We start from the raw sequence: 25,731 nt of genomic DNA, 5'->3' as shown, positions 1-25,731 counted from the left end.
TACGACTTACGCGTCGTCGTCGTTGACCCAGCTCATGAGCTTGCGCAGCTCCTTGCCGGTGGTCTCCAGGAGGTGGTTCTCGTCCTGGGTCTTGTACTCGTTGTACTTCTTCAGGCCGCCGTGGTACTCGTCCATCCACTGCTTGGCGAACGTGCCGTCCTGGATCTCCGCGAGGACCTTCTTCATCTCGGCCTTGGTGGCGTCGGTGATGATCCGCGGGCCGGTGATGTAGTCGCCCCACTCGGCGGTCTCGGAGACCGACCAGCGCATCTTCTCCAGGCCGCCCTCGTACATGAGGTCGACGATCAGCTTCAGCTCGTGGAGGCACTCGAAGTAGGCGATCTCCGGCTGGTAGCCGGCCTCGGTCAGCGTCTCGAAGCCCGCCTTGACCAGCGCGGCGGTGCCGCCGCAGAGCACGGCCTGCTCGCCGAACAGGTCGGTCTCGGTCTCCTCGGTGAAGGTCGTCTTGATGACGCCCGCACGCGTGCCGCCGATGCCCTTGGCGTACGAGAGCGCCAGCGGGAAGCCGTTGCCGGTGGCGTCCTGCTCGACGGCCGCGATGCACGGGACGCCGCGGCCCTCCTCGTACTGGCGACGGACGAGGTGGCCCGGGCCCTTGGGGGCGACCATGCAGACGTCGACGCCCTCGGGGGCCTTGATGAAGCCGAAGCGGATGTTCAGGCCGTGGCCGAAGAACAGCGCGTCGCCGTCCTTGAGGTTGTCCTTGATGGACTCCTCGTAGACCTGGGCCTGGATCGGGTCCGGCACCAGGATCATGATGACGTCGGCCTCGGCCGCCGCCTCGGAGGGGGTGACCACGCGCAGGCCCTGCTCCTCGGCCTTGGCCTTGGACTTGGAGCCCTCGTGCAGACCGACGCGGACGTCGACACCCGAGTCGCGCAGCGACAGCGCGTGGGCGTGGCCCTGGCTGCCGTAGCCGATGACCGCGACCTTGCGGCCCTGGATGATGGACAGGTCGGCGTCGTCGTCGTAGAACAGCTCGGCCACTGGGAATCTCCTATGTGTGCTGGTGTTGCGTCCCACCGTACGGCGGGTTCAGTGAGGGAAGTTCGCGGGTCTCGGTATCCGAGAGGGATACGGGAGACCCGGGTCAGGCGCTGCGGTCGAGCGCCCGCAGGCTGCGGTCCGTGATGGAGCGGGAGCCCCGGCCGATCGCGATCGTGCCGGACTGGACGAGCTCCTTGATGCCGAAGGGCTCCAGCATCTTGAGCATGGCCTCCAGCTTGTCGCTGCTGCCGGTGGCCTCGATGGTGACGGCCTCCGGGGAGACGTCCACGGTCTTGGCGCGGAACAGCTGGACGATCTCGACGATCTGGGAGCGGGTCTCGTTGTCGGCGCGGACCTTCGCGAGGACGAGTTCGCGCCCCACGGCGGCGCCCGGCTCCAGTTCGACGATCTTCAGGACGTTGACGAGCTTGTTGAGCTGCTTGGTGACCTGTTCGAGCGGCAGGTCCTCGACGTTCACCACGATGGTGATGCGGGAGATGTCGGGGTGCTCGGTGACGCCCACGGCGAGGGAGTCGATGTTGAAGCCGCGGCGGGAGAACAGGGCGGTGATCCGGGCGAGGACGCCGGGCTTGTTCTCGACCAGGACGGAGAGCGTGTGCTTGGTGGACATGGCTCGTGGTCTCTCTTTCGCTCTCGGTCTCAGTCGTCTTCGTTGTCGCCGAAGTCGGGGCGGACCCCGCGGGCGGCCATGACCTCGTCGTTCGAGGTGCCGGCGGCGACCATCGGCCAGACCTGGGCGTCCTCGTGGACGATGAAGTCGACCACGACCGGGCGGTCGTTGATCGCGTTGGCCTCGGCGATGACCTTGTCGAGGTCCTCGGGGCGCTCGCAGCGCATCGCCACGCAGCCCATGGCCTCCGACAGCTTCACGAAGTCCGGGACGCGCGTGCCCTTGTTGGGGCCGATGTCCTCGGGACCGCTGTGCAGGACGGTGTTGGAGTACCGCTGGTTGTAGAACAGCGTCTGCCACTGGCGCACCATCCCGAGGGCACCGTTGTTGATGATGGCGACCTTGATCGGGATGTTGTTCAGGGCGCAGGTGGTCAGTTCCTGATTGGTCATCTGGAAGCAGCCGTCGCCGTCGATCGCCCACACCGTGCGGCCGGGCTGACCGGCCTTCGCGCCCATCGCGGCGGGGACCGCGTAGCCCATGGTCCCGGCGCCGCCGGAGTTGAGCCAGGTCGCGGGCTTCTCGTACTGGATGAAGTGCGCGGCCCACATCTGGTGCTGGCCGACGCCCGCCGCGAAGATCGTGTCGTCGGGGGCGAGCTGTCCGATGCGTTCGATGACCTGCTGCGGGGAGAGCGAGCCGTCCTCCGGCTGGGTGTAGCCGAGGGGGTAGGTGTCGCGCCAGCGGTTGAGGTCGTTCCACCAGGCGGAGTAGTCGCCCGTGTGGCCCTCGGTGTGCTCGGCCTGGACAGCCTGGACGAGGTCGGCGATGACCTCGCGGGCGTCGCCGACGATCGGCACGTCGGCGGCGCGGTTCTTGCCGATCTCGGCCGGGTCGATGTCGGCGTGGACGATCTTCGCGAACGGCGCGAAGCTGTCCAGTTTGCCGGTGACGCGGTCGTCGAAGCGGGCTCCGAGGGCGACGATCAGGTCGGCCTTCTGCAGCGCGGTGACGGCGGTGACCGCACCGTGCATGCCCGGCATTCCCACATGCAGCGGGTGACTGTCGGGGAACGCGCCGAGCGCCATCAGGGTGGTGGTGACGGGCGCTCCGGTCAGTTCGGCGAGGACCTTCAGCTCGGCGGTGGCCTGGGCCTTCAGGACGCCGCCGCCGACGTACAGGACAGGGCGCCTGGCCGCGGTGATGAGCTTGGCGGCCTCGCGGATCTGCTTGGCGTGCGGCTTGGTGACCGGGCGGTAGCCGGGCAGGTCCTGCTGCGGCGGCCAGGAGAACGTCGTCTGCGCCTGCAGGGCGTCCTTGGCGATGTCCACGAGGACCGGGCCCGGGCGGCCCGTCGAGGCGATGTGGAAGGCCTCGGCGATGGTGCGCGGGATGTCCTCGGCCTTGGTGACCAGGAAGTTGTGCTTGGTGATCGGCATGGTGATGCCGACGATGTCCGCCTCCTGGAAGGCGTCCGTGCCGATGGCCTTGGAGGCCACCTGGCCGGTGATCGCGACCATCGGGACGGAGTCCATGTGGGCGTCGGCGATCGGGGTGACGAGGTTGGTGGCGCCGGGGCCGCTCGTCGCCATGCAGACGCCGACCTTGCCGGTGGCCTGGGCGTAGCCGGTCGCGGCGTGGCCCGCGCCCTGCTCGTGCCGGACCAGGACATGCCGGACACGGGTGGAGTCCATCATCGGGTCGTACGCCGGCAGGATGGCGCCGCCGGGGATGCCGAACACCGTGTCGGCCCCGACTTCCTCAAGAGAACGAATGAGGGACTGCGCGCCCGTGACGTGCTCGACGGAGGCGGAGTGCTGTCCAGAGGATCGGGGCCGCGGCTGCGGATGGTGGGCCCCGGTGGCCTGCTCTGTCATCGGCATTCTCTTCTCGAAGCTGAGGGTTTTTGCGGGGGTTTTGCAGGGGTTTGACGGGTGCCGGTGCAACAAAAAACCCCTCGTGCCGTGAGGCAAGCGAGGGGAGCGCGCCGGGTGCGGTCGCTGGGATCCGGTGTTCGGACCGGTCGGTCCCAGCTTCAGCCGACGCGCTTTCCAAGTACGAGAATTCGGGTGCGCATGGCATTGACCCTCCCCCCGGCACGCAGTGCCTGTCAAGTAGGTGGGATGGGGGTCTCATTATGTGAACGGGCGTAGGGCGAGGGGCCGGTCGCGTACGTCGCCGGGGAGCCGCCCGCGTACGTTCCCGCGGAGCCGCCGGCGAAGGCCCCCGGCGCCCCGGCGACGTACGGCCCGGGGGCCCCGCCCACGAAGACAGCGGAAGGCCCTCCGACGTACGTCGTGCCCCCGGGGCCGCCCGCGAGCACCGGGGCCGTCCCGGCGGGGCCGCCCGCCAGTACCGGCGCCGTGCCCGCGGGGCCGCCCGCGAGCACGGGCTCGGCCGGGCCGCGCGGCACCGGGTACTCGCCGAGGGCGAGCGCCCGGCGCAGCCGGTACTCGTCGAGCGGCCCGGAGAAGGCCACGCCCTGCCCGTGCGTGCAGCCCATCGCGCGCAGGGCGACCACCTGCTCGGGCAGGTCCACGCCCTCAGCCACGGAGAGCAGCCCGAGGTCGTTCGCGATACGCAGCAGACCGGCGGTGATCTTGTGCAGCCGCGCGGACTCGACGACGCCCTCGATCAGGCTGCGGTCCAGCTTCAGCACGTCCACCGGGAGCCGGCGCAGCGCGGTGATCGCGGCATAGCCGCTGCCGAAGCCGTCGAGGGCGATACGGACGCCGAGCCTGCGCAGGGCGGTGAGCCGGCGCTCCAGGTCCTCCAGCGAGACCCTGGGGTCGCTGTCGGCCAGCTCGATGATGAGCGCCCCGGAGGGCAGTCCGTGCCGGGTCAGGAGCGCCTCGATGGAGCCGAGGGGCATGGAGCGGTCCAGCAGGCGGCGCGCGCTCATCCGGACGGCCACCGGCACCGCGTGACCGGAGCGCCCGCGCTCGGCGGCCTGCTGGACCGCCTCTTCGAGCATCCAGCGGCCGAGCTCGGCAGCGCGGTCGCTCTCCTTGCCGCCCCCGGCGTCTCTGCCGTGCCCGGTCTCGGACACGCGCAGGAACTCGGCGGGCGTGAAGAGGATGCCCTGCGCCGAGCGCCAGCGCGCCTGCGCGGCGACCGCCGTGATCCGGCCGTCGTCGAGGGAGACCACCGGCTGGTGGAGCAGCGCGAACTCGCCGTCGTGCAGGGCGGAGCGCAGCCGGGTGGCGAGCTGCGCCTTGCGGACGACGTCGGCCTGCATCTGGGGGGCGTACAGCTCGACGCGCCCCTTGCCCGCCGCCTTGGCGCGGTACATCGCGAGGTCGGCATTACGCAGCAACTCGCCCGCGCCGATGCCCGGTTCGGCGAACGCCACTCCGATGGAGGCCGCGACGCGCACGTCGTTGCCGTCGATGGCGTAGGGCTGGGAGAGGGTGATGCGCAGTCGGTCGGCGAGTTCGTAGATGTGCTGTTCCCTGGCGGCCTGGTCCCTGGTCCCGTCGCCGACGATGAGTGCCGCGAACTCATCGCCGCCGAGCCGGGAAGCGGTGTCGCCCGCACGCACCGCCTCCTGCAGTCTGCGCGCCGCCTGGATGAGCAGCTCGTCACCGGCCTGGTGGCCGATCGTGTCGTTGACGGCCTTGAAACCGTCGAGGTCGATGAAGAGCACGGCCGTGCCGCGGTCGGTCACCCTGCGGCCGGTCAGGGCCTGGCTGACCCTCCGGGTGAACAGCGCGCGGTTGGGCAGGTCGGTGAGCGGGTCGTGCTCGGCGTTGTGCTGCAACTGCGCCTGGAGGCGGACCCGTTCGGTGACGTCCCTGCTGTTGAAGATGAGGCCGCCGTGGTGGCGGTTGACGGTGGATTCCACGTTCAGCCAGTCACCGTTGCCCGACCGGAAGCGGCACTCGATGCGCGTGGTGGGCTCCTCGACGGGGTTGGCGGCGAGGAACCTGCGCACCTCATGGACGACCCGGCCGAGGTCCTCGGGGTGTATCAGCGAGGCGAGTTCGGAGCCGACGAGCTCTTCGGCGTCGCGGCCGTAGACCCCGGCGGCGGCCGGGCTCACGTACCGCAGGATGCCGTTCGGGGCGGCGATCATGATGACGTCGCTGGAGCCCTGGACCAGGGAGCGGAAGTGGTTCTCCTTCTGGGCCAGCTCCTGGGTGAGGGTGATGTTGTCCAGGAGCATGATGCCCTGGCGGGCGACGAGGGCGAGCACGACGGTGCCCGCCGTGAAAAGCACGACGCGGTCGACGCTCCGGCCACTCAGTACGTTGTAGAGGATCCCCAAGGTGCAGACGGCGGCGGCGAGGTACGGCGTGAGGGCGGCCAGTGATCCGGCGATGGGCCGGGGGGCGGCGGCCCGCGCGTCATCGGGGCCCTCGTCCGGCACGCGCGCGTGCTCCGTCCCGGCTTCCCCGCGCGGGTGCGTGGGTGCCGCCCAGGGGGCGTAGGCGAGGAGCAGTGAGCCCGCGAACCAGCCGGCGTCCAGCAGCTGACCGGAGCGGTAACTCGCGTGCAGCAGGGGCGAGGTGAACAGCGCGTCGCACATGACGGTCAGGGCGAGCGCGGCGATCGCGGCGTTCACTGCGGTGCGGTTGGCCGAGGATCGCCTGAAGTGCAGCGCCAGGACCATGCTGACCAGCGCGATGTCGAGGAGTGGGTAGGCGAGCGAGAGCGCGGCGTGCGCGACGCTGTGCCCCTGGAACTGTGCGGTGTGCGCGAGGGCGAGGCTCCAGGAGAGCGTGAGGAGCGAGCCCCCGATCAGCCACGAGTCGAGGGCGAGGCACCCCCAACCCGCCTTGGTCACCGGGCGTTTGGCGAGCACGAGAAGGCCGATGATGGCGGGCGGCGCGAAGCAGAGGAAGAAGAGGTCGGCCAGGCCGGGGCTCGGCACCTGCTGCCGGAGCACGACTTCGTACCAGCCCCAGACGCCGTTGCCAAGGGCCGCCATCGCCGAGGAGAGTGCGAAGAGCAGCCATGCGGGGCGAAACCGGCTGCGGCGGGTCCGGGAGTAGCGGAAGCAGGAGACGGCGGCGGCCGCGGCGGCGATGCTCAGCCCGAAGTCCCCCATGATCAGGGCGAGTCGCTCCGAGCCCCAGCCGAGTGCGGAGCCCATCGCGTACGCACCGCAGATGAGCAGCAGCGCGACCTGGGAGGCGAGGCCGGGGCCGCCCGGCACGGGGCGACGGTCCTGCGCCGTCCTCGGGGGCGGCGGGGCCGATGGGGGCCCCGCTTCGAGGACGGTCGTGGTCGGCGGGGCGCTCACCGGATCGCCCTGGTCTGTGCCGCCCGCAGGTCCGTCCGCCGCGCGCGTCGGCCGTACCGGTCGTGGCGCTGCGGGGTGCGGGGCCGCTCGCTCGTGCGGCTCGCGCCGCGCCGGCGCCTGCGGACCGGTGTGCGCGAGAGTCGGCGACGGCTTTCCCGCCGCGTCGGATCGTCCGCCCATAGGCCATACATCGCCTGTCGCCCCCCTCGCCGTTCTACGTCTCGTCCCCGCGCCGCAAGGTCCACGGCGCTCCCCTGTCGGGACGATACACCAGCATCGTCACACAGGGACATAGCCCCTCTACGCTGCGTGACGATCAATGCCGAAGTGAACACGGGGCGCACGCATACGAGCGCGTAGCGTGCACAATGCGCGCTCAGGTGATCAACTGCCTGTGATCCGGACGACGTTGTCAAGAGGCTCACCCGCGGCGTACTTGGTGAGCTGGGCGGTGATCAGGCGTTGGGCGCGGGGCAGGAACGCGGACGTGGAACCGCCCACGTGCGGGCTGATGAGCACTCCAGGAGCGTGCCACAGGCGGTGACCTGCGGGCAGCGGTTCCGGATCGGTCACGTCAAGAGCGGCGGTGAGGCGGCCCGACTCCAGTTCGGCGAGGAGTGCCGAGGTGTCGACCACGGGTCCGCGGGCGACGTTCACGAGCAGCGCGCCGTCCTTCATGCGGGCCAGGAAGCCGGCGTCCACCAGCCCTCGGGTGTCCTCGGTGAGCGGCGTCGAGACCACGACGACGTCGGCTTGGGGCAGCAGGGCCGGCAGTTCGGTGAGCGGGTGCACGGGGCCGCGCTCCGTGGCACGGGCAGAGCGCGCGACGCGCGCCACCCGCGCACACTCGAAGGGGGTGAGCCTGTCCTCGATGGCGGAACCGATCGATCCGTATCCCACGATGAGCACGGACTTGTCGGCGAGCGCCGGGTAGAACCCGGACCGCCACTCCTCCTGTCGCTGTCCCTCGACGAACCGCGGGATGCCGCGCAGCGACGCGAGGATCAGGGCGAGGGCCAGCTCGGCGGTGCTGGCCTCGTGCACCCCGCGCGCGTTGCACAGCCGCACTCCGGGGGCGAGGAACGGGAGCCCCGGCTCCATGTTGTCGATGCCCGCGGTCAGCGTCTGCACGACGCCTACGGATGTCATCGCGGACAAGGGGCGTACGGAGATCTCCGTGCTCTTGAGGTAGGGCACCACGTAGAAGGCGCAGTCGGCCGGATCGGCGGGGAAGTCGGGGCCGCCGTCCCAGTAGCGGTAGTTGAGACCCGCCTCCGACGCCTCGGGCAGCCCCTGGATCTCGTGGGCTTCGTAGGGAAGCCATACATCTTTCGCCATGGCCAGGAGGCTAATGCGCCCCTGCGGGGGGCCGCCCGCGGGGAGGCCGCGCTCGGGCCCGGGACGGCAGCGGTTAGGTTGGGGTGATCTCCGAACGAGGGGTGGGAGGGCACGGCCAGGTGGAGCGCAGGACGATCGGCGCGGGGGCGCTCGAAGTGGGTGCCGTCGGACTCGGCTGCATGCCGATGAGCTGGGCGTACACCGGTTCGCGGCAGCGCGGCGACGCGTCGCTGCGCACGGTGCACGCCGCACTGGATGCCACGGGCGCCGCCGGTCCGGGGCTGACACTGCTGGACACCGCTGACATGTACGGCCCCTTCACCAACGAGCTGTTGATCGGCCGGGTGCTGAAGGAGCGGCGTGCGGAGGCGTTCGTGTCGACGAAGTGCGGGCTGCTCGTGGGCGAGCAGCACATCGTCGCCAACGGCCGCCCCGGCTATGTGAAACGGGCCTGCGACGCGTCGCTGCGGCGGCTCCAGACCGAGACCATCGACCTGTACCAGCTGCACCGCGCCGACCCCGAGGTCCCCATCGAGGAGACGTGGGGCGCGATGGCCGAACTCGTCGCCGCGGGCAAGGTGCGGGCCCTGGGGCTGTGCGCGGTGGGGGCGCGCTCGCGTCGGCGTATAGCGCCGGGGCGGCCGGGGGCCGGGCTGCACGACGTGACGATCCGCCAGCTGGAGCGGGTGCAACAGGTCTTTCCGGTGAGTGCGGTGGAGGCCGAGCTGTCGGTGTGGTCGCCCGAGGCGCTGGAGGCGCTGCTGCCGTGGTGCGTGGCGCGCGGGGTGGGGTTCCTCGCGGCGATGCCGTTGGGGAATGGTTTCCTCACCGGGACGCTGACACCCGGCCAGGGCTTCGAGCCGGACGACCTGCGGGCCCGGCACCCACGCTTCACCGCCGAGATGATGGCCGCCAATCAGCCGCTGGTAGTGGGGCTGCGCCGGGTGGCGGAGCGGCACGGGGCGACGCCGGCGCAGGTCGCGCTGGCGTGGGTGCTCGCGCAGGGCCGGCATGTGGTGCCGATCCCCGGGGCCAAGCGGGCGCGCTGGGCGGTGGAGAACGCCGCGGCGGCGGCGCTGCGGCTGACCGGGACGGACCTGGCGGAGATCGCGGCACTGCCGGCGGCGCTGGGGTCGTGGGACTGAGAGGGCCGGGGATGGCGAGAGGGCGGGGGGAATCGAGGGGGCTCGCGGCGGCGTGGTCGGGGCTCGTGATCTCGTGGTGGCGGAATGGGAACCTGCGGGGCGCGGGCGGTGTATGAACAGTAGAAGCGCTGCGTCGAAGGGACCCTGATCATGCAACGACCCGCTGTTACCGCCGTGTTGACCGCTGCTGCCCTCGTCCTCGCGGTCGGGTGCTCGTCGGATGGAAAGGACGCGCCGGAGAACCGCAAAAGCCCCTCCGAACGGGAGGCGCCGAGCAAGTCCCCCACCGGGGAGCCGGGCGCTCAGCCCCCACCGGAGAAGGGCTCGGCGAAGGTGACCCGCACCCTCGCCACGGGCCTCGCCTCCCCCTGGGGCCTCGCCGCGCTGCCCGGCGGCGACCTCCTGGTCTCCTCGCGCGACGAAGGAACCATCACCCGAGTGGACGGCGCGACAGGCAAGAAGACGGAGCTCGGCTCGGTGCCCGGCGTCTCCCCCGGCGGCGAGGGCGGCCTGATGGGCCTCGCGCTCTCCCCGTCGTACGCCTCGGACCACATGGTGTACGCGTACTTCACGACGGAGTCCGACAACCGCATCGCCCGCATGCTCTACGACGAGAAGAAGCCCGCCGGCGAGCAGCTGGGCGCTCCCGACACGATCTTCAAGGGCATCCCCAAGGGCATGATCCACAACGGCGGCCGGATCGCCTTCGGCCCGGACAAGATGCTCTACGCGGGCGCGGGCGAGACGGGCGACACGGACCTGGCGCAGGACAAGAAGTCCCTCGGCGGCAAGATCCTGCGCCTGACCCCGGACGGCGAGCCCGCTCCCGGCAATCCCTTCCCGGACTCCCCCGTCTACTCCCTGGGCCACCGCAATGTGCAGGGCCTGGCCTGGGACGAGCAGAAGCGGCTGTGGGCCTCCGAGTTCGGCCAGGACACATGGGACGAGCTGAACGAGATCAAGGCCGGGGAGAACTACGGCTGGCCCAAGGCTGAGGGCAAGGCCGGCGAAGAGGGGTTCCGCGATCCGCTCGCCCAGTGGAAGACCTCCGAGGCCTCACCGAGCGGCATCGCCTACGCCGAGGGCTCGGTCTGGATGGCGGGTCTGCGGGGTGAGCGGTTGTGGCGCGTCCCGGTGAGAGGCGTGGAGGGGGAGCCGAAGTCCCAGTCGTTCCTCAAGGGTGAGTACGGCCGGCTGCGCACGGTTCTCGCGGCGGGCGGCGACAAGCTGTGGCTGGTGACGAACGAGACGGACTCGCGGGGCACGCCGGAGGAGGGGGACGACAAGATTCTGGAGGTGGAGGTGAAGTGAGTCAGCCGCCGCTCGACTCGTCGGCGGACGCTATTCGCTCGCCGGGAGCGGGAGCGGGAGTGACCTGATCGCCCGGCGCTGCCTGCTCGGCGGAGTCCGACGTCTCGTGGGAGTCTCGGTCCTCATGCGAGTCCGGCGTCTCGTCCGCGCGGGGCGAGGGGACGGGTGGGCGTACGACCACCTTGCCCGAGGACAGGTCGATCGGTCCGCGCCCGGGGTCGCCGTCGGCGAGGTCGACGCGGGTCAACTCCAGACGCTTCTTCTCGTCGTCGGTGTGCTTGCGCCCCGGCGCGAAAATCGCCTCGATCGCGTTGAACACTGCGCCTCCCTGGAGCCGAGTCTCTGTCGTCAAGCGTAAGTGAGGCCGCGCATAACGGGCCGGGGCTGCGAAGGCGCAGGTCACTGCGGTGCACCCCCCGTGGGGAACAGCCGCAGCCGGTGGGCGAGCGCGGCGGCCTCGCCGCGGCCGGTGACGGAGAGCTTGGCGAGGATGTTGGAGACGTGGACGCTCGCCGTCTTCGGGGAGATGAAGAGCTCCTCGGCGATCTGGCGGTTGCTGCGGCCCACCGCGACCAGGCGCAGTACGTCCCGCTCCCGGCTGGTCAGACCGAGCGCCTCGGCGGGATCGGTCGGGACGGCGGGGGCACGGGGGCCTCGGCGGGGTTCAGGGTGAGGCGGGCGCGCTGGGCGAGCCCGGTGATCGACTCGGCGAGCGGCCGCGCGCCGAGCCGTTCGGCCACCTCGCCCGCCTGGCGCAGCAGTCGGGCGGCGCCGTCGCGGTCGGTGCCGTCCGGGGCGAGGAGGGCCTCGGCGAGGCGCAGGCGCACGCGGGCGAGGTCGTAGGGCCGCTCCAGCGGTTCGACGGCGGCGACCACGGCGGCCCAGTCGGCGGCTCCGTCGCGGCCCTCGGCGCGCAGCAGTTCGGCACGGGTCCACTCGTCGTAGGCACGCCAGAGAGGGATGGGGGTGGCGAGGGATCTGGTGATGCGGCGGATCTGTTCGACGGCGGCGGGGCGGCCCGGCTCGGCGGCGGGCAGACCGCGGGCGTCGGCCTCCATCGCGGCGGCGTGCAGCAGCAGCGGCCAGCCGTACTTGTAGGTACCGAAAGGGAGTCCGGAGGCCAGGCCGCGTTCGACCTCGGCGCGGCCGTCGAAGACGCGGCCCTCGGCCGCCGCGATGCCGAGGGAGATGCGGGCCAGCGGGAGGACGTACTGCGGTTGTGGATCGTGGGTGCCGTAGTGGTGGTAGGCGGCTTGGAGGTGGCGGGTAGCGGCGGCGAGGTCGCCACGGAAGAGCGCCATGCGCGCGGAGCACTGGGCGGCGGAGCCCCGCGGCTTGGAACTGTGCACGCAGCGGTGGGTGTGGGCGACGGCCTCGGCGGCCTCGTCCCAGCGGCCCAGGGAGACGAGGGATTCGGCGGCGTTGGCCCAGATCCAGCCTTCGGTGTCCATCAGGCCGTATTTCCGGCAGAACTCGATGCCCTCCATCGCGACCTTCACGGACTCGGCGGAGCGGCCGACGCCTTCCAGGGCGGAGGGGAGGTTGATGTGGGCGCGGCCGAGGTCGGTGACCAGGCCCTGCTCGACGACGCGGTCCCTGACCTCGTACATCTCGGCGAGGCCGGACTCCGGGTCGCCCGCTTCGATGAGGAGGTTGCCGCGGGTGAGCCGGGCGTTCAGCTCGATGGTGTCGGCCTTGACCATGCGGGCGAACTCGACGGCTCGTTCGGCGGCGGCCATGGTCTCCGGGCCGGGGTCGTGCAGCATGCCCCAGGAGGCGCGGTAGACGAGCACGTCCGCGTGCACCTCGGAGGGCGGCAGGCCGCGCATCAGCTCCTGCGCCTTCGCGATCTCGTCCCAGCCGTCCCCGCGGCCGAGGGTGGAGACGAGGCGGGAGCGCTGGACCCAGAACCAGGCGGAGCGCAGGGGGTCGTTCTCGCCCTCCAGGAGGCGCAGGGCGCGCTTGGTGATCTTCAGGGCGCGCTCGCGTTCACCGCACAGGCGTCCGGCGACGGTGGCCTCGGCCATCAGGTCCAGGAAGTGCAGCGGGGTGGTGCCGGGGTCGCAGGAGGAGGCGGGATAGCCCTCGACGTAGTCGGCGGGGCGGAGTTGTTCGCGTACGGCGTCGGGGGCGTCGTCCCACAGCTCCATGGCCCGTTCCAGAAGGCGCAGTTGCTCGGCGTAGGCGTGCCGGCGGCGGGCCTCGACGGAGGCGCGCAGGACGGCGGGCAGGGCCTTGGCGGTGTCGTGCGCGTAGTACCAGTAGGTGGCGAGGCGGGCGGCGCGCTGGTCGGCGGAGACGAGCGAGGGGTCGGCCTCCAGGGCTTCGGCGAAGCGGCGGTTGATGCGGGAGCGCTCGCCCGGCAGCAGGTCGTCGCTGACGGCCTCGCGGACCAGGGAGTGCCGGAAGCGGTAGCCGTCGCCTTCGGGCGAGGCGAGGAGGATGTTCGCGCCGACGGCGGCCCGCAGGGCTTCGATGAGGTCGTCCTCGCCGAGCCCGGCGACCTCGGCGAGGAGTTCGTACTCGACGGTGGAGCCGCCCTCGGCGACGATTCTGGCCACCCGCTGGGTGTCCTCGGGGAGTTCCTCGACGCGGACCAGGAGGAGGTCGCGCAGGGAGTCCGTCAGGCTGGCGCAGCTGCCGCCGTGGGAGGCGACGGCAAGCTCCTCGACGAAGAAGGCGTTGCCGTCGGAGCGGTCGAATATGTCGTCGACCAGGGCCTGTTCGGGTTCGGCCGCGAGTATTCCGGCCATCTGGCGGGCGACTTCGGCCTTGCTGAAGCGGCCGAGTTCGATGCGGCGCACCGTGCGCAGCCGGTCCAGTTCGGCGAGGAGGGGGCGCAGCGGGTGGCGGCGGTGGATGTCGTCGGCGCGGTAGGTGGCGAGCAGGACGAGGCGGCCGCCGCGCAGGGTGCGGAAGAGGTAGGCCAGGAGGTGGCGGGTCGAGGCGTCGGCCCAGTGCAGGTCCTCCAGGGCGACGACCAGCGTACGGTCGCGGGAGAGGCGTTCCAGGAGGCGGGCGGTCAGCTCGAAGAGGCGGGCCACGTCCTGCTCGTCGGACCTGCTGGCGGCGCCGTATCCGTGACCGTTCCCGAAGGTGGCGGCGCCCGCCAGTTCGGGCAGGAGCCGGGCGAGTTCTTCCTCCTGGCCCTCCGCGGCGGCGGCCAGTTCGTCCGGGAGCTGTCGGCGCAGGGCGCGCAGGGCGGTGGAGAAGGGGGCGAACGGCAGACCGTCGGCCCCGATCTCCACGCAGCCCCCGAGCGCGACGACGGCGCCGCGCTTCCGGGCGGCTTCGGTGAACTCCTCGATGAGGCGCGTCTTGCCGACGCCCGCCTCACCGCCGAGCAGCAACGCCTGCGGCTCGCCCGTGCCGGGGCCCCCAGCTCCTTCGAGCGGGGTCCCCGTGGCGCGGGCGAGCGCTTCGTTCAGTACGCCCAACTCGTCGGCGCGGCCGACGAACACCGGGCTGACGGATCTGGTCTCCACGTGCGCGAGCATCGCACAGCGCGCGGACGACGCGGCACCCCGTGTCCGCGAGACGGACCCCGGCGGGTGCCGGTCCATCTCAGGCGGCCCGGGTGAAGCGGGACTTCCAAAGAGGCACGCTCACCCGCCCTTCGGCTTCGTCGCGGGCCGAGCGGCGGGCCTCGGCGCGGCGGTTCCTGCGGACCTCGCGGATCAGGTGGCGGCGGTGCGCGTCGCGGGCCAGCTCGGCGGCGCGCATCTGGTGCAGCTCGTACTCGAACATCTCGTACCCCTCGGATCGTCGGTGGTGCCATCGCTCTCTGCGATGGCTCCACTCTGGTCTCCCAGGGGGGTGTGCCACATCGGGCGAGTGCCGCATCTCCGGTGGGCCGGGGGCCTTAGGTACGGCGAAGGGCGGGCCGGGGGCCTTAGCCCCTGGCCCGCACCTGCCTTACGTACGGCTCACGGAAGGACACCTACGTACGGGATGGCTCAGGAAGGTGCCGAGGGAAGGCCGAGCAACAGGTCCGCGTACTTGAGCACGGCGAGGATCAGTCCGATCACACCGAGCACGACACCCGCCCACGCCACGGACTTGATCCACGGCGCCTGTTCCGGACCGGGGGTGCCGAACGCGGGCCTGACCAGGACCACGAAGCCGGTGACCAGGGCGGCGAGCGCGAAGATGCCCGCGATCAGGGCGGTGGCCTTCCAGGAGTCGCCGTACATGGCTTCGATCGTCTTGGCCACGCCCGCGGTCTGCGAGGTCTCCAGCTGCCCGAAGAGGTTCTCGCGCGCGGCGGCGACCGTGCCGAGCCAGCCGCCGGAGAGGCCGATCACGCCGAGCGCGGCGGAGACCACGGCGGCCGCGCCCTGGCCGACCCCGGCGGCCTTGGCGGGCCGGGCCCCGACCAGGGCCTCGTCCGCCTCCTCCGCCTCGTCGGCACCCTCCGCGTCGTCGGCGGCCTTCGCGTCGTCGGCGGCCTTCACGTCGTCGGCGGCCTTCGCGCCCCGCAGGTCGCCGGGCGCCGCCGTGTCGGCGCTGTCCCCGGACTTCGTGACGTCGACCGTGGCCGCCTCCGTCGTCGGCGCCGACTCCTTGGCCCCGGTCACTTCCTCGGTCCCGGTGGCATCCTTGGCCCCGGTGGCATCCTTGGCCCCGGCCGCGTCCTCTGTCTCAGTACCCATGCGCCGCACCGTACGGACGGAGTCTGAGAGGTGTCTTAACGAACGCCCTCGGCGGGCCCGTCCGCGGCCTCCCGCGCCGCCCGCCACTCCGGAGCGAGCACGGACCACACCTCCATGTCGTGCCGCACGCCCTGCCAGGGGAAGCTCTCCCGCAGCACGCCGTCCCTGGTGAATCCGAGCCGCGCGGCGGCGGCCTTGCAGCGGTCGTTGAGGGACGACACCAGCCACTCCACGCGGTGCATGCCGCGCTCTTCGACCGCCCAGTCGATGAGGGTCCGTGAGGCCTTGTTCACCAGGCCGCGCCCGGCGGCCGACGGCTCCAGCCACACGCCGATCTCACAGCTGTCGGAACTCGTGTCGAAGATCCGGAAGAGGACGCCGCCGACCAGGGTGCCCTCCAGCCAGATGCCGTAGAGGCGCCCGGTGTCGGAGGCCTGCTTGTCGGCGTACGACTGGAGGAAGCCCTTGGCCGTCTCCAGGTCCTTCACCGTCACGGTGAAGGGCACCCACGCGCCCGCGTACTCCCGGGCGCGCTCGACGTGTGCGAGAAACTCCTGCGCCTGCCACGGTTCGATCGGCCGCAGCTCAGCGCCCTCGCCCAGCGATATCGCGAACATCCCGCTCCCGCTCCCGCTCCTCAGGTCCACTCACATCCTCGTGCGGCGCCGGGGTTCCACGCCGCTCGGGGATCTTCGCACGCACGTCGCTCGCGTTCGGACGATATTCGGCCGGCTCGATGCTGATGCGCGGCAGGAGACGGTCCAGACGCCGCGGCAGCCACCAGTTGGCGCCGCCGAGCATGTGCATGAGGGCGGGGACGAGCAGGGTCCGCAGGACGAAGGCGTCGAGGGCGACGGCCGCCGCGAGGGCGATGCCGAACATCGCGATGACGCGGTCGCCGCTGAGGACGAAGGCCAGGAAGACGGAGATCATGATGACGGCCGCGGAGTTGATCACACGGCTCGTCTCGGCGAGGCCGACGCGGACGGCCCGCCGGTTGTCGCCGGTCTCCAGCCACTCCTCGTACATCCGGCTGACCAGGAATACCTGGTAGTCCATGGAGAGGCCGAAGAGGACGGACACCATGATCACGGGCAGGAAGGGCTCGATCGGCCCGGCCGCGCCGAGCCCGAGCAGTTCGCTCCCCCAGCCCCACTGGAAGATCGCGACGACGACCCCGAACGCGGAGGCGACGGCGGCGACGTTCATCACGGCGGCCTTGAGCGGGATGCCGATCGAGCGGAAGGCGAGCAGCAGCAGGACGCAGCCGAGCCCGATGACGACGCCCACGAAGAGCGGCAGTTTCCCGACGATGATCTCCGCGAAGTCGTCGTAGCTCGCGGTGACGCCGCCGACCGCCACGTCCAGGGAGCTGCCCGCCTCGGCCCCGGGCAGGACGTCGTCGCGCAGCCGGTCGACGAGGTCGCTGGTCTCCTTGGACTGCGGGGCCGAGTCGGGGACGACAGTGAGGAAGGCCGTGCGGCCGCTCTCGTCGTACGTCGCCGGGCTGACGGAGGCGACGCCCTCGGTGGACCTCAGGGTCGTGCCGAGGTCGTTCAGGGCGTTGCGGTCACCCGCGCCGTAGACCTCGCTGACCAGCGTCAGGGGGCCGTTCACGCCCGGTCCGAAGCCGTCGGCGAGCAGGTCGTAGGCCTGCCGGGTGGTGGCGGACGCGGGGTTGTTGCCCTGGTCGGAGGTGCCGAGGTGGAGGGCGAAGGTGGGCAGTGCGAGGACGGCCATGACGAGGACGGCGACGGCACCCAGGAGCTTGGGGTGGCGTTCGACGAAGGCGGCCCAGCGGGCGGCGAGCCCGGTCGGCAGCTCCGGCGCCGGCCCGTGCTCGGCGAGCCTGCGGCGTTCGCGGCGGCTCAGGGCGCGCGGCCCGATCCAGGAGAGCAGGGCGGGCAGCAGCGTGACGGAGGCGGCGACGGTGAGGACGACGGTCAGCGAGGCCGCGATCGCGACGCCGTTGAGGAAGCTGAGCCGCAGGATGAGCATGCCGAGCAGGGCGATGCAGACGGTGGCGCCCGCGAAGACGACGGCGCGCCCGGTGGTGGCCACGGCGCGCTCGGCGGCCTCGGCCACGGGCAGGCCTCGTTTGAGGCCCTTGCGGTGCCTGGTCACGATAAACAGGGCGTAGTCGATGCCGACGCCGAGGCCGATCAGCGTGCCCAGCATCGGGGCGAAGTCGGCGACGGTCATCACCTGGCCGAGCAGCACTATCCCGGCGTACGCGGTGCCGACGGAGACCAGCGCGGTGGCTATGGGCAGGGCGGACGCGGCGAGCGAGCCGAAGGCCAGGAAGAGCACGACGGCGGCGACGGCGACCCCGACGATCTCGGCGACCTGGGCGCTCTTGGCCTCGGTGAGGCCGATGGCGGTGCCGCCGAGTTCGACCTCCAGGCCGTCGGACTCGGCGGCCTTGGCGGTGTCGACGACCCGCTGGGCGTCGGCCCTGTCGATGTCGTCAGCCTGCTCGCGAAAGGTGACGGTGGCGTAGGCGGTGCGGCCGTCCCGGCTGACCTGGCTCGCGCCCTGGCTGTCGTAGGGGCTCGTCACGGAGGCCACGGCGGGCAGATCGGCGATCTTGTCCAAGGTGGCGGACACGGTCCGCTCGACGTCGGCCGCGCGGACGGAGTCGCCGGGTCCGGTGTGCCAGACGACGGTGTCGCTGTCACCGCCGAGACCGTGGAAGCCGCGGTCCAGGAGCTGGGTGGCGCGGCCGGACTCGGTGCCGGGGACCTCGTAGTCGTTCGAGTACGCGGATCCGGCGACGGCGGCGGCGGTCGTGGCGCCGCCGAGGGCGACCAGCCACACCAGGACGGCGAGAAGACGGTGCCGGACACACCACCGTGCGAGTGCTGCCACGTACTGGCTCCCTGGGTGATTTGTGGATCTTCATCGGGAACAGCAGTGAATCGACTGAACAGCCCGCAAAGAACGCATGTGAGACGACATGAGCGCCTCAGTCACCTTGACAGCCCCTGAAGATCGTTGGTCCCTTTCGTGGCCATGCTCACAGCGGGACGAGGGGTGCGCGGAGGTTCCCCAGAGGTTTCCCGGGTATCTCCGCGCACTCGCGCGCGCCGGGCGTCAGCCCGAGACGCTGGCGCGGCCGTTCTCGATATGGCCCATGAGGCGGCGCCGGAAGGCGGTGTCGCGGTCCGTCGTGATCTCTATGTCGTACCAGCCGTGCTCGTCGTCGGTCCGCCAGGCGACGGTGCGGCTGCTGCCCGCCTTGACGCGGACGGTGCGCGTGCGGCGCCTGACGTCGTCCTCGTCCACGTATCCGAGCGGCTTGACCGTGAAGACCAGCTCCCCGCGGCCGCGGTTGGCGAGGGTGAGGTGGATCTCGCGGCGGGTGATCGCGGAGGCGAGCCGCGCGCCGCCGTCCTTGCCGTCCTTGCCGTCTTTGCCCGGCGTGCCGCCCTCGAACTCCCGTCGGAAGCCGTTCGGCCCGGTGACGGTGAAGTCGTACGCGTCGCCCCGCACCGGCACGGTCCAGGAGCCCTTGCGGACGACGTCCTGATGCTGCGGGACCGTGAACTCACCGGCGTAGGGGTAGAGCGCGAAGTGCGCGCTGGAGCTGCCGCCGTTGCGCAGCCGCACCGTGAGCGTGCCGTCCTCGGCGGGCCGCACGTCCGCGTCCGGCTGGTACGGCAGCGGCCGGGCACGCCGCACGCCCGGCTCCTGCACCGGCATGGCCTGCTCCAGGGGCGGCTGCGGCCTCCAGCGGCCGCTGAACGCCGGGATGGGGCCCGGCTGTTCGACGTCCGGCTGCCGGTGGGCGCGCCGGAAGTCGAAGGCACCGGTGAGGTCGCCGGTGACCTTGCGGCGCCAGGCACTGATGTTCGGTTCCTGGACGCCGGTCCACTTCTCCAGGAAGCGCACGACGGAGGTGTGGTCGAAGACCTCGGAGCAGACGTAGCCGCCGACGGTCCACGGCGAGATGACGAGCATCGGCACGCGCACGCCGAGCCCGGTCGGCCTGCCCTCCCAGCGCTCCTCCTGCTCCTCGGCCGAGTCGCCGCCGGGGACGGGCGGCGGGACGTGGTCGAAGAAGCCGTCGTTCTCGTCGTAGTTGATGAAGACGGCGGTACGGCGCCACACCTCGGGGTGCGAGGCGAGCGCGTCGAGGATCTTGTAGACGATGGTCGCGCTGTGGATCGGCGACGAGACGCTGGGGTGCTCGGAGTCGACCGCGGACGGCACCAGGTAGGTGACCTTCGCGAGTTTGCCGCCCGCGACGTCCAGGGCGAACTCCTCGGCGAGCTTGCCGGTCGGCACGCGCCGCAGGCCGCGCTCGAACAGCGACCGCTCGTGCTTGCTCAGCGTGGCGACGCCCTCTTCCAGGGCGGCGAGCAGCCTGGCGCGCTCGGTCTCGTCCTTGGTGTCGCGCACCTTGGCGTAGAAGGCCTCCATGAAGGTGAGGCCGGTCTTGGCCAGGGCCTTGCGGGCGATGGCCTTGAAGGTGGTGAAGAACTCGATCTGGTTGTCGGTGAAGTTCTCCCACTCCGTGTACGTGCGCCAGCTCACGCCCGCCTTCTCCAGGCGCTCGGCGTACGTTCCCCAGCCGTAGCCGGGGTGGGTGCCCTCGGCGTACGCGTCGTTGCCGACGGCCCGCTTGCCGTTCGCCTCGTGGCCCGTCTTCCCGCTCCACAGGTGGTTGCGGTTGGGGCTGGTGGAGGTGTGGATGGAGGAGTGGTAGGCGTCGCAGACGGTGAAGGTGTCGGCGAGTTCGTAGTGCAGCGGGATGTCCTCGCGCGTGTAGTACGCCATGGTCGCCGCGGTCTTGGCGGTGATCCAGCCGTCCATCCAGCCGTCGTGCCAGGCCTTGGCGCCGCCGCTCCAGGAGTGGTCGAGGTCGCCGATGTACTGGAGGTCCTTCTTCTGCGTCTTGGCGGCCTCCCGGACGGGGAAGGGCAGGACGGTGCGCAGGCCGTCGGGCTGCTCGAACACGGACGTGCCGCTCGGCAGCCGGATGGCGTTGCGGTCGCCGAAGCCGCGCACGCCCCGCAGGGACCCGAAGTAGTGGTCGAAGGAACGGTTCTCCTGCATCAGGATCACGACGTGCTCGATCGAGTCGAGACCGCCTCCGCGCGGCGGCTCGTGCGCGAGCGCCTCCCGCAGCGACGGCGGCAGGAAGGAACCGGTGGCGGCCGCGCCGAGCGCGCCGCCGCCGATCGCCATCAGGCGTCTGCGCGAAATCTCCGGAGTCACGTACGACCTCCCAGTCGTCCTGGCCCAGTAGTCCTGGCCGACAGTCAATGGTTCTCGGCTGATCCATTGATCCGTTCGGCGGGGACGCTAGTGACGTCCGGTTTCGTTGTGAAGGCTGAGGGACGAAGTCGGGGTGAACGTCCAAAAGGTCCGGGACGCGAAGACCCGGGGGCCCGCTTCGGCGGCGCTCGGCGCGGGCGTTGTCAGTGGCGGGTGCCATCCTCGGACGCATGGAGATCACCGCACGCCTCGCCGCCTTCACGGACCTGGTCGGGCCGCCGCCGGACCCTGTGCCCGCCGTCGACTGGGCGGCGGTGGAGGCCTGGCTTGAGGCTCCGCTCCCCGCCGACTACAAGGCGCTGGTGTCGGCGTACGGCCCGGCGGAGATAGGCGGACCAGGCGGCCCCGACGCCCCGTCCGTCCGGCTGCACACTCCCTGCGTCAGCGCCGACGGCCGCTACGACTTCGCCGCGTGGGTCCTGGAAACCCACCGCCACTCCGCGATCAGGCCGTACCTGTTCACCAAGGAGCAGCGCCGCTTCCTGCCCGACGAGGGCGGCCTGCTCGCCTTCGCCACCACCTCGGGCGGCGACCACCTCTTCTGGGACACGTCCGTGTCGAAGGACCCCGACGCGTGGCCGGTGGTGCTTCTGACCACGTCCGTGGCGGTCGGCGGCGCCGAGCCCTGGGTGGCGTACGAAGTCCCGCTCCTGGAGTGGCTGTTCGCGGCCGTCCGCGGTGGCGTGCCGAACCCCGGCGAGCCCGGCGGGCTCCTCGGCCCCCTGCCGCCCGCCGTGCGCACCTGGCCGCCTCTCGCCGACGCCACGCCCTGGGCGCCGCCGCCCCGGGGCACGTATGTGGACGCCCGCCAGCACGCCGCGCTCACCGAGGGCGAGGGCCTGGAGGCGGTCACCGCGCTGATACCCCCGCCGCTCGACCCCCACCTGGGCGCGGGCACGTGGGAGCAGGTCTTCGAGCGGCTCGGCACCCGGCTGCCCGCGGACTTCGTGGCGCTCAGCGAGCGGTACGGCGCGGGGAACTGGAGCTGGTGGCTCGACATGCCGGCCCCGCTCGACCTCGACCACCGGCTCGGCCTGGCGGCGGGCGTGGAGGAGATGCTGGAGGGATACCGGAGCCTGCGCGAGGCGCATCCGCAGTACTACCCCATGCCCGCCTGGCCCGAGCCCGGAGGTTTCCTGCCCGCCGTCTCGACGATCGACGGGGACCAGATCGGCTGGTGCGCCGACGGCGAGCCCGAGCAGTGGCGCGTGGCCGTCAACCCCCGGCACACGGACCAGGGCCCGCCCTTGGAGGGGGACTTCACCGAGACGCTGCTGAACTGGCTGCGGGGCGGCCCCGGCAACGCCGGCTTCTACGGCCTGCGCAAGGACCAGGACCCGCTGGAGGAGATGTTCTTCGAGCCGTTCGGGCCACCGCGGCCAGACGTGCCGTAGAGGTCTTGGCGGTAGGCGAAAGCGGTGGCCATACGCGAAAAGGGCGACGCCCCTTTCGGGTGCGCCGCCCCTCTCATGGCCGGAGCAGGGCTCAGCCCTCGCCGGCGCCCAGCTTCTCCAGGATGAGTTCCTTGACGCGGGCCGCGTCGGCCTGGCCACGGGTGGCCTTCATGACCGCGCCGACCAGGGCGCCGACCGCCGCGACCTTGCCGCCGCGGATCTTGTCGGCGATGGCGGCGTTGCCCGCGATGGCCTCGTCGACGGCGGCGGTGAGCGCGCCCTCGTCGGAGACGACCTTCAGGCCGCGCTTCTCGACGACCTCGTCCGGGGTGCCCTCGCCCTTCAGGACGGCCTCGATGACCTGGCGGGCCAGCTTGTCGTTCAGGTCACCGGCGGCGACCAGCTCGGTGACCCGGGCGACGTGCTCCGGCGTGATCGACAGCGAGCCGAGGTCCACACCCTGCTCGTTGGCGTGCCGGGCCAGCTCGCCCATCCACCACTTGCGGGCCGACGCGGCGTCCGCGCCCGCGTTGATCGTGGCGACGATCGGGCCGATGGCGTCGGCGTTGAGGATCGACTGCATGTCGTGCTCGGAGACGCCCCACTCCTCGCGGAGCCGGTTGCGGCGCAGCCGCGGCAGCTCCGGGAGACCGGCGCGCAACTCCTCGACCCACTCACGGGACGGGGCGACGGGGACGAGGTCGGGCTCCGGGAAGTACCGGTAGTCCTCGGCGTTGTCCTTGATACGGCCGGAGGTCGTGGAGCCGTCGTCCTCGTGGAAGTGACGGGTCTCCTGGATGATCGTGCCGCCCGAGGAGAGCACCGCGGCGTGGCGCTGGATCTCGTAGCGCGCCGCGCGCTCCACGGAACGCAGCGAGTTGACGTTCTTCGTCTCGCTGCGGGTGCCGAACTCCCGCTGCCCCTTGGGGCGCAGCGAGAGGTTGACGTCGCAGCGCATCTGGCCCTTGTCCATGCGGGCCTCGGAGACGTCGAGCGCCTTGATGAGCTCGCGCAGCTCGGCGACGTACGCCTTGGCGACCTCGGGGGCACGCTCGCCCGCGCCCTCGATGGGCTTGGTGACGATCTCGATCAGCGGGATGCCGGCGCGGTTGTAGTCCAGGAGCGAGTGCGAGGCGCCGTGGATACGACCCGTCGCGCCGCCCACGTGGGTGGACTTGCCGGTGTCCTCCTCCATGTGGGCGCGCTCGATCTCCACACGGAAGACCTCGCCGTCCTCCAGCTGGACGTCCAGGTAGCCGTTGAAAGCGATCGGCTCGTCGTACTGGGAGGTCTGGAAGTTCTTCGGCATGTCCGGATAGAAGTAGTTCTTCCGGGCGAAGCGGCACCACTCGGCGATCTCGCAGTTCAGCGCGAGGCCGATCTTGATGGCGGACTCGACGCCGATCTCGTTCACGACCGGCAGCGCGCCGGGCAGGCCGAGGCAGGTCGGGCAGGTCTGGCTGTTCGCGTCCTGCTTGAGCGTCGTCGAGCAGCCGCAGAACATCTTGGTCTTGGTGCCGAGCTCGACATGGACCTCAAGGCCCATGACGGGGTCGTACGTCGCGAGGGCTTCCTCGTACGACACCAGGTCTGTAGTGACAGTCACGGTGAAACTTTCCCTCTCAGCCCAGCAGAACGTCGTCGTCGCCGAGGCGCTTGAGCTCCCGCAGGAGCAGCGCGACGCCGGTGGCGATGGCGGCAGCGGAGACGACGGCGTCCACGAGGCGGAGCGTGTCGTTCTCGCGGCGGGCCAGCTTGGCCTGCTTGAGCACGGAGACCGCGCCGAACGCGGTGGTGCCGATCGACAGATACGTACCGGTCTTGGACTTCTTGAAGCCCTTGGCCTTGTTCAGAGCGCTCACAGCGACGGTGCCTCCTCCAGCAGCGGGTGCCCCCACTTTTCCACGAAGGCGGCCTCGACGGCGGCTCCCACCTTGTACAGGCGGTCGTCCTTCATGGCGGGAGCGATGATCTGAAGTCCGACGGGCAGGCCGTCCTCCGGCGCGAGACCGCAGGGCAGCGACATGGCGGAGTTGCCCGCCAGGTTGGTCGGGATGGTGCACAGGTCGGCCAGGTACATCGCCATCGGGTCGTCGGCGCGCTCGCCGATCGGGAAGGCGGTGGTCGGCGTCGTCGGGGAGACGATCACGTCGACCTGCTCGAAGGCCGCCTCGAACTCACGGGTGATGAGCGTGCGGACCTTCTGGGCGCTGCCGTAGTACGCGTCGTAGTAGCCGGAGCTGAGCGCGTACGTGCCGAGGATGATGCGGCGCTTGACCTCGTCGCCGAAGCCGGCCTCGCGGGTGAGCGCGGTGACGTCCTCGGCGGACTTCGTGCCGTCGTCGCCGACGCGCAGGCCGTAGCGCATGGCGTCGAACCGGGCGAGGTTCGAGGAGCACTCGGAGGGCGCGATCAGGTAGTACGCGGAGAGCGCCAGGTCGAACGTCGGGCAGTCCAGCTCGACGATCTCGGCGCCGAGCGACTTGAGCAGCTCGACGGACTCGTCGAAACGCTGGACGACACCGGCCTGGTAGCCCTCGCCGCGGAACTGCTTGACGACGCCGACGCGCATGCCCTGGACGGAGCCGTTGCGCGCGGCCTCGACGACCGGCGGGACCGGGGCGTCGATGGACGTCGAGTCCAGCTCGTCGTGCCCGGCGATGGCCTCGTGCAGCAGCGCGGCGTCCAGGACGGTGCGGGCGCAGGGGCCGCCCTGGTCCAGGGAGCTGGAGAAGGCGACCATGCCGTAGCGGGAGACGCCGCCGTAGGTGGGCTTGACGCCGACCGTGCCGGTGACGGCCGCGGGCTGGCGGATGGAGCCGCCGGTGTCCGTGCCGAGGGTGAGGGGGGCCTCGTAGGCGGCGAGGGCGGCGGCGGAGCCGCCTCCGGAGCCGCCGGGGATGCGAGTGAGGTCCCAGGGGTTGCCGGTGGGGCCGTAGGCGCTGTTCTCGGTGGAGGACCCCATGGCGAACTCGTCCATGTTGGTCTTGCCGAGGATGACGACGTCGGCGGCCTTGAGCTTCTTGGTGACCGTCGCGTCGTACGGCGGGATCCAGCCTTCGAGGATCTTGGAGCCGACCGTGGTCGGAATGCCCTCGGTGGTGAAGATGTCCTTGAGCGCGACGGGGACGCCGGCCAGCGGGCCGAGCTTCTCGCCCTTGGCGCGCTTCTCGTCGACGGCGCGGGCCTGCGCGAGGGCGCCCTCGCGGTCGACGTACAAGAAGGCGTTCACCTTCTCGTCGACGGCGTCGATGCGGGCCAGGTGGGCCTCGGTGACCTCGACGGCCGTGAGTTCGCCGGAGGCGATCTTCGCGGCGATCTCGGCGGCGGTGAGCTTGATGATGTCCGTCATGATCTTTAGTCCTCCCCCAGGATCTGCGGCACCTTGAAACGCTGCTGCTCCTGGGCCGGGGCGCCGGAGAGCGCCTGCTCGGGGGTGAGCGACGGACGGACCTCGTCCGCGCGCATGACGTTCGTCAGCGGCAGCGGGTGCGAGGTCGGCGGTACGTCTTGGTCGGCGACCTCCGAGACGCGGGCGACCGCGCCGATGATGTCGTCGAGCTGTCCGGCGAAGTGGTCGAGCTCCTCGGCCTTCAGCTCCAGACGTGCAAGGCGGGCGAGGTGGGCGACCTCCTCGCGCGTGATGCCAGGCATGCGGCGATCCTCAGGGGTGAGTGTGCGGGTGGTGACCCCCAATCCTATGGGGCGGGGCGGCGTGGCCGTTAAA

18 protein-coding genes and 1 pseudogene are annotated in these 25,731 nt (G+C 71.3%); 3 read left to right on the top strand and 16 right to left on the bottom strand.

What is annotated here, in order from left to right; genetic code table 11:
- Window positions 1-6 precede the first annotated feature (6 nt).
- From ilvC to ACOBQB_RS36780, 5 genes are all read right to left on the bottom strand, one after another.
- Window positions 7-1,008, bottom strand: a complete 1,002-nt coding sequence (gene ilvC / locus ACOBQB_RS36800) for a ketol-acid reductoisomerase (protein WP_127909881.1) — start codon at window positions 1,006-1,008, stop codon at window positions 7-9.
- Between the two features lie 103 nt (window positions 1,009-1,111).
- Window positions 1,112-1,639 (bottom strand): acetolactate synthase small subunit, encoded by a 528-nt coding sequence (gene ilvN / locus ACOBQB_RS36795; RefSeq protein ID WP_423598233.1) that lies wholly within the window; start codon window positions 1,637-1,639, stop codon window positions 1,112-1,114.
- Between the two features lie 29 nt (window positions 1,640-1,668).
- The gene (locus ACOBQB_RS36790) at window positions 1,669-3,516 is read right to left on the bottom strand and encodes an acetolactate synthase large subunit (protein WP_423598231.1); all 1,848 of its coding nucleotides are present in this window, start codon (window positions 3,514-3,516) and stop codon (window positions 1,669-1,671) included.
- A gap of 233 nt (window positions 3,517-3,749) precedes the next feature.
- Complete coding sequence (locus ACOBQB_RS36785; protein WP_423598229.1) at window positions 3,750-6,884, bottom strand: putative bifunctional diguanylate cyclase/phosphodiesterase; 3,135 nt, start codon at window positions 6,882-6,884, stop codon at window positions 3,750-3,752.
- A 384-nt stretch (window positions 6,885-7,268) separates the two neighbouring features.
- The gene (locus ACOBQB_RS36780) at window positions 7,269-8,222 is read right to left on the bottom strand and encodes a 2-hydroxyacid dehydrogenase (protein WP_423598227.1); all 954 of its coding nucleotides are present in this window, start codon (window positions 8,220-8,222) and stop codon (window positions 7,269-7,271) included.
- A 119-nt stretch (window positions 8,223-8,341) separates the two neighbouring features.
- On the opposite strand from ACOBQB_RS36780, the gene ACOBQB_RS36775 reads away from it, so the two are divergent.
- Both ACOBQB_RS36775 and ACOBQB_RS36770 read left to right on the top strand, forming a co-directional pair.
- The gene (locus ACOBQB_RS36775) at window positions 8,342-9,367 is read left to right on the top strand and encodes an aldo/keto reductase (protein ID WP_423598225.1); all 1,026 of its coding nucleotides are present in this window, start codon (window positions 8,342-8,344) and stop codon (window positions 9,365-9,367) included.
- 150 nt (window positions 9,368-9,517) lie between these two features.
- A complete protein-coding gene (locus ACOBQB_RS36770; protein WP_423598223.1) occupies window positions 9,518-10,678 on the top strand; it encodes a PQQ-dependent sugar dehydrogenase in 1,161 nt (386 codons plus the stop codon).
- A gap of 1 nt (window position 10,679) precedes the next feature.
- On the opposite strand, the gene ACOBQB_RS36765 is transcribed toward ACOBQB_RS36770, so the two are convergent.
- The 7 genes and pseudogenes from ACOBQB_RS36765 to ACOBQB_RS36735 form a co-directional block, all read right to left on the bottom strand.
- Window positions 10,680-10,997, bottom strand: coding sequence for a DUF6191 domain-containing protein (locus tag ACOBQB_RS36765; protein WP_423598221.1), 318 nt, complete (start codon window positions 10,995-10,997; stop codon window positions 10,680-10,682).
- Between the two features lie 80 nt (window positions 10,998-11,077).
- Window positions 11,078-14,175: pseudogene (locus ACOBQB_RS36760) on the bottom strand (helix-turn-helix transcriptional regulator).
- A 67-nt stretch (window positions 14,176-14,242) separates the two neighbouring features.
- The gene (locus tag ACOBQB_RS36755) at window positions 14,243-14,425 is read right to left on the bottom strand and encodes a hypothetical protein (protein WP_423598219.1); all 183 of its coding nucleotides are present in this window, start codon (window positions 14,423-14,425) and stop codon (window positions 14,243-14,245) included.
- Between the two features lie 209 nt (window positions 14,426-14,634).
- Window positions 14,635-15,330 (bottom strand): hypothetical protein, encoded by a 696-nt coding sequence (locus ACOBQB_RS36750; RefSeq protein WP_423598217.1) that lies wholly within the window; start codon window positions 15,328-15,330, stop codon window positions 14,635-14,637.
- A 35-nt stretch (window positions 15,331-15,365) separates the two neighbouring features.
- The gene (locus ACOBQB_RS36745) at window positions 15,366-15,947 is read right to left on the bottom strand and encodes a GNAT family N-acetyltransferase (protein ID WP_423598215.1); all 582 of its coding nucleotides are present in this window, start codon (window positions 15,945-15,947) and stop codon (window positions 15,366-15,368) included.
- Window positions 15,916-18,198 (bottom strand): MMPL family transporter, encoded by a 2,283-nt coding sequence (locus ACOBQB_RS36740; RefSeq protein ID WP_423598213.1) that lies wholly within the window; start codon window positions 18,196-18,198, stop codon window positions 15,916-15,918. The genes ACOBQB_RS36745 and ACOBQB_RS36740 overlap by 32 nt, the downstream gene beginning before the upstream one ends.
- Before the next feature lie 225 nt (window positions 18,199-18,423).
- A complete protein-coding gene (locus ACOBQB_RS36735) occupies window positions 18,424-20,550 on the bottom strand; it encodes a phosphocholine-specific phospholipase C (protein WP_423598211.1) in 2,127 nt (708 codons plus the stop codon).
- A gap of 230 nt (window positions 20,551-20,780) precedes the next feature.
- On the opposite strand from ACOBQB_RS36735, the gene ACOBQB_RS36730 reads away from it, so the two are divergent.
- A complete protein-coding gene (locus tag ACOBQB_RS36730; protein ID WP_423598209.1) occupies window positions 20,781-22,004 on the top strand; it encodes an SMI1/KNR4 family protein in 1,224 nt (407 codons plus the stop codon).
- Window positions 22,005-22,095: 91 nt separating this feature from the next.
- Here ACOBQB_RS36730 and gatB read toward each other — a convergent pair whose 3' ends face one another.
- The 4 genes from gatB to gatC are packed head-to-tail and all read right to left on the bottom strand — an operon-like array spanning window position 22,096 to window position 25,658.
- Window positions 22,096-23,610: an Asp-tRNA(Asn)/Glu-tRNA(Gln) amidotransferase subunit GatB gene (gatB, locus tag ACOBQB_RS36725; RefSeq protein ID WP_423598207.1), complete on the bottom strand. Its 1,515-nt coding sequence runs from the start codon at window positions 23,608-23,610 to the stop codon at window positions 22,096-22,098.
- 16 nt (window positions 23,611-23,626) lie between these two features.
- Window positions 23,627-23,866, bottom strand: a complete 240-nt coding sequence (locus tag ACOBQB_RS36720) for a hypothetical protein (RefSeq protein WP_127909556.1) — start codon at window positions 23,864-23,866, stop codon at window positions 23,627-23,629.
- Window positions 23,863-25,356, bottom strand: a complete 1,494-nt coding sequence (gene gatA, locus ACOBQB_RS36715; RefSeq protein WP_423598205.1) for an Asp-tRNA(Asn)/Glu-tRNA(Gln) amidotransferase subunit GatA — start codon at window positions 25,354-25,356, stop codon at window positions 23,863-23,865. The genes ACOBQB_RS36720 and gatA overlap by 4 nt, the downstream gene beginning before the upstream one ends.
- 5 nt (window positions 25,357-25,361) lie before the next feature.
- Window positions 25,362-25,658, bottom strand: coding sequence for an Asp-tRNA(Asn)/Glu-tRNA(Gln) amidotransferase subunit GatC (gatC, locus tag ACOBQB_RS36710; protein ID WP_010984178.1), 297 nt, complete (start codon window positions 25,656-25,658; stop codon window positions 25,362-25,364).
- Window positions 25,659-25,731: the final 73 nt, after the last annotated feature.

The sequence above is a fragment of the Streptomyces sp. G5(2025) genome, assembly GCF_049542075.1.
In the GTDB taxonomy this organism is placed as follows: Bacteria; Actinomycetota; Actinomycetes; order Streptomycetales; family Streptomycetaceae; genus Streptomyces.
The sequence above is the reverse complement of the archived record's forward strand: the minus strand, read 5'-3'. Positions and strand labels throughout refer to the sequence as shown.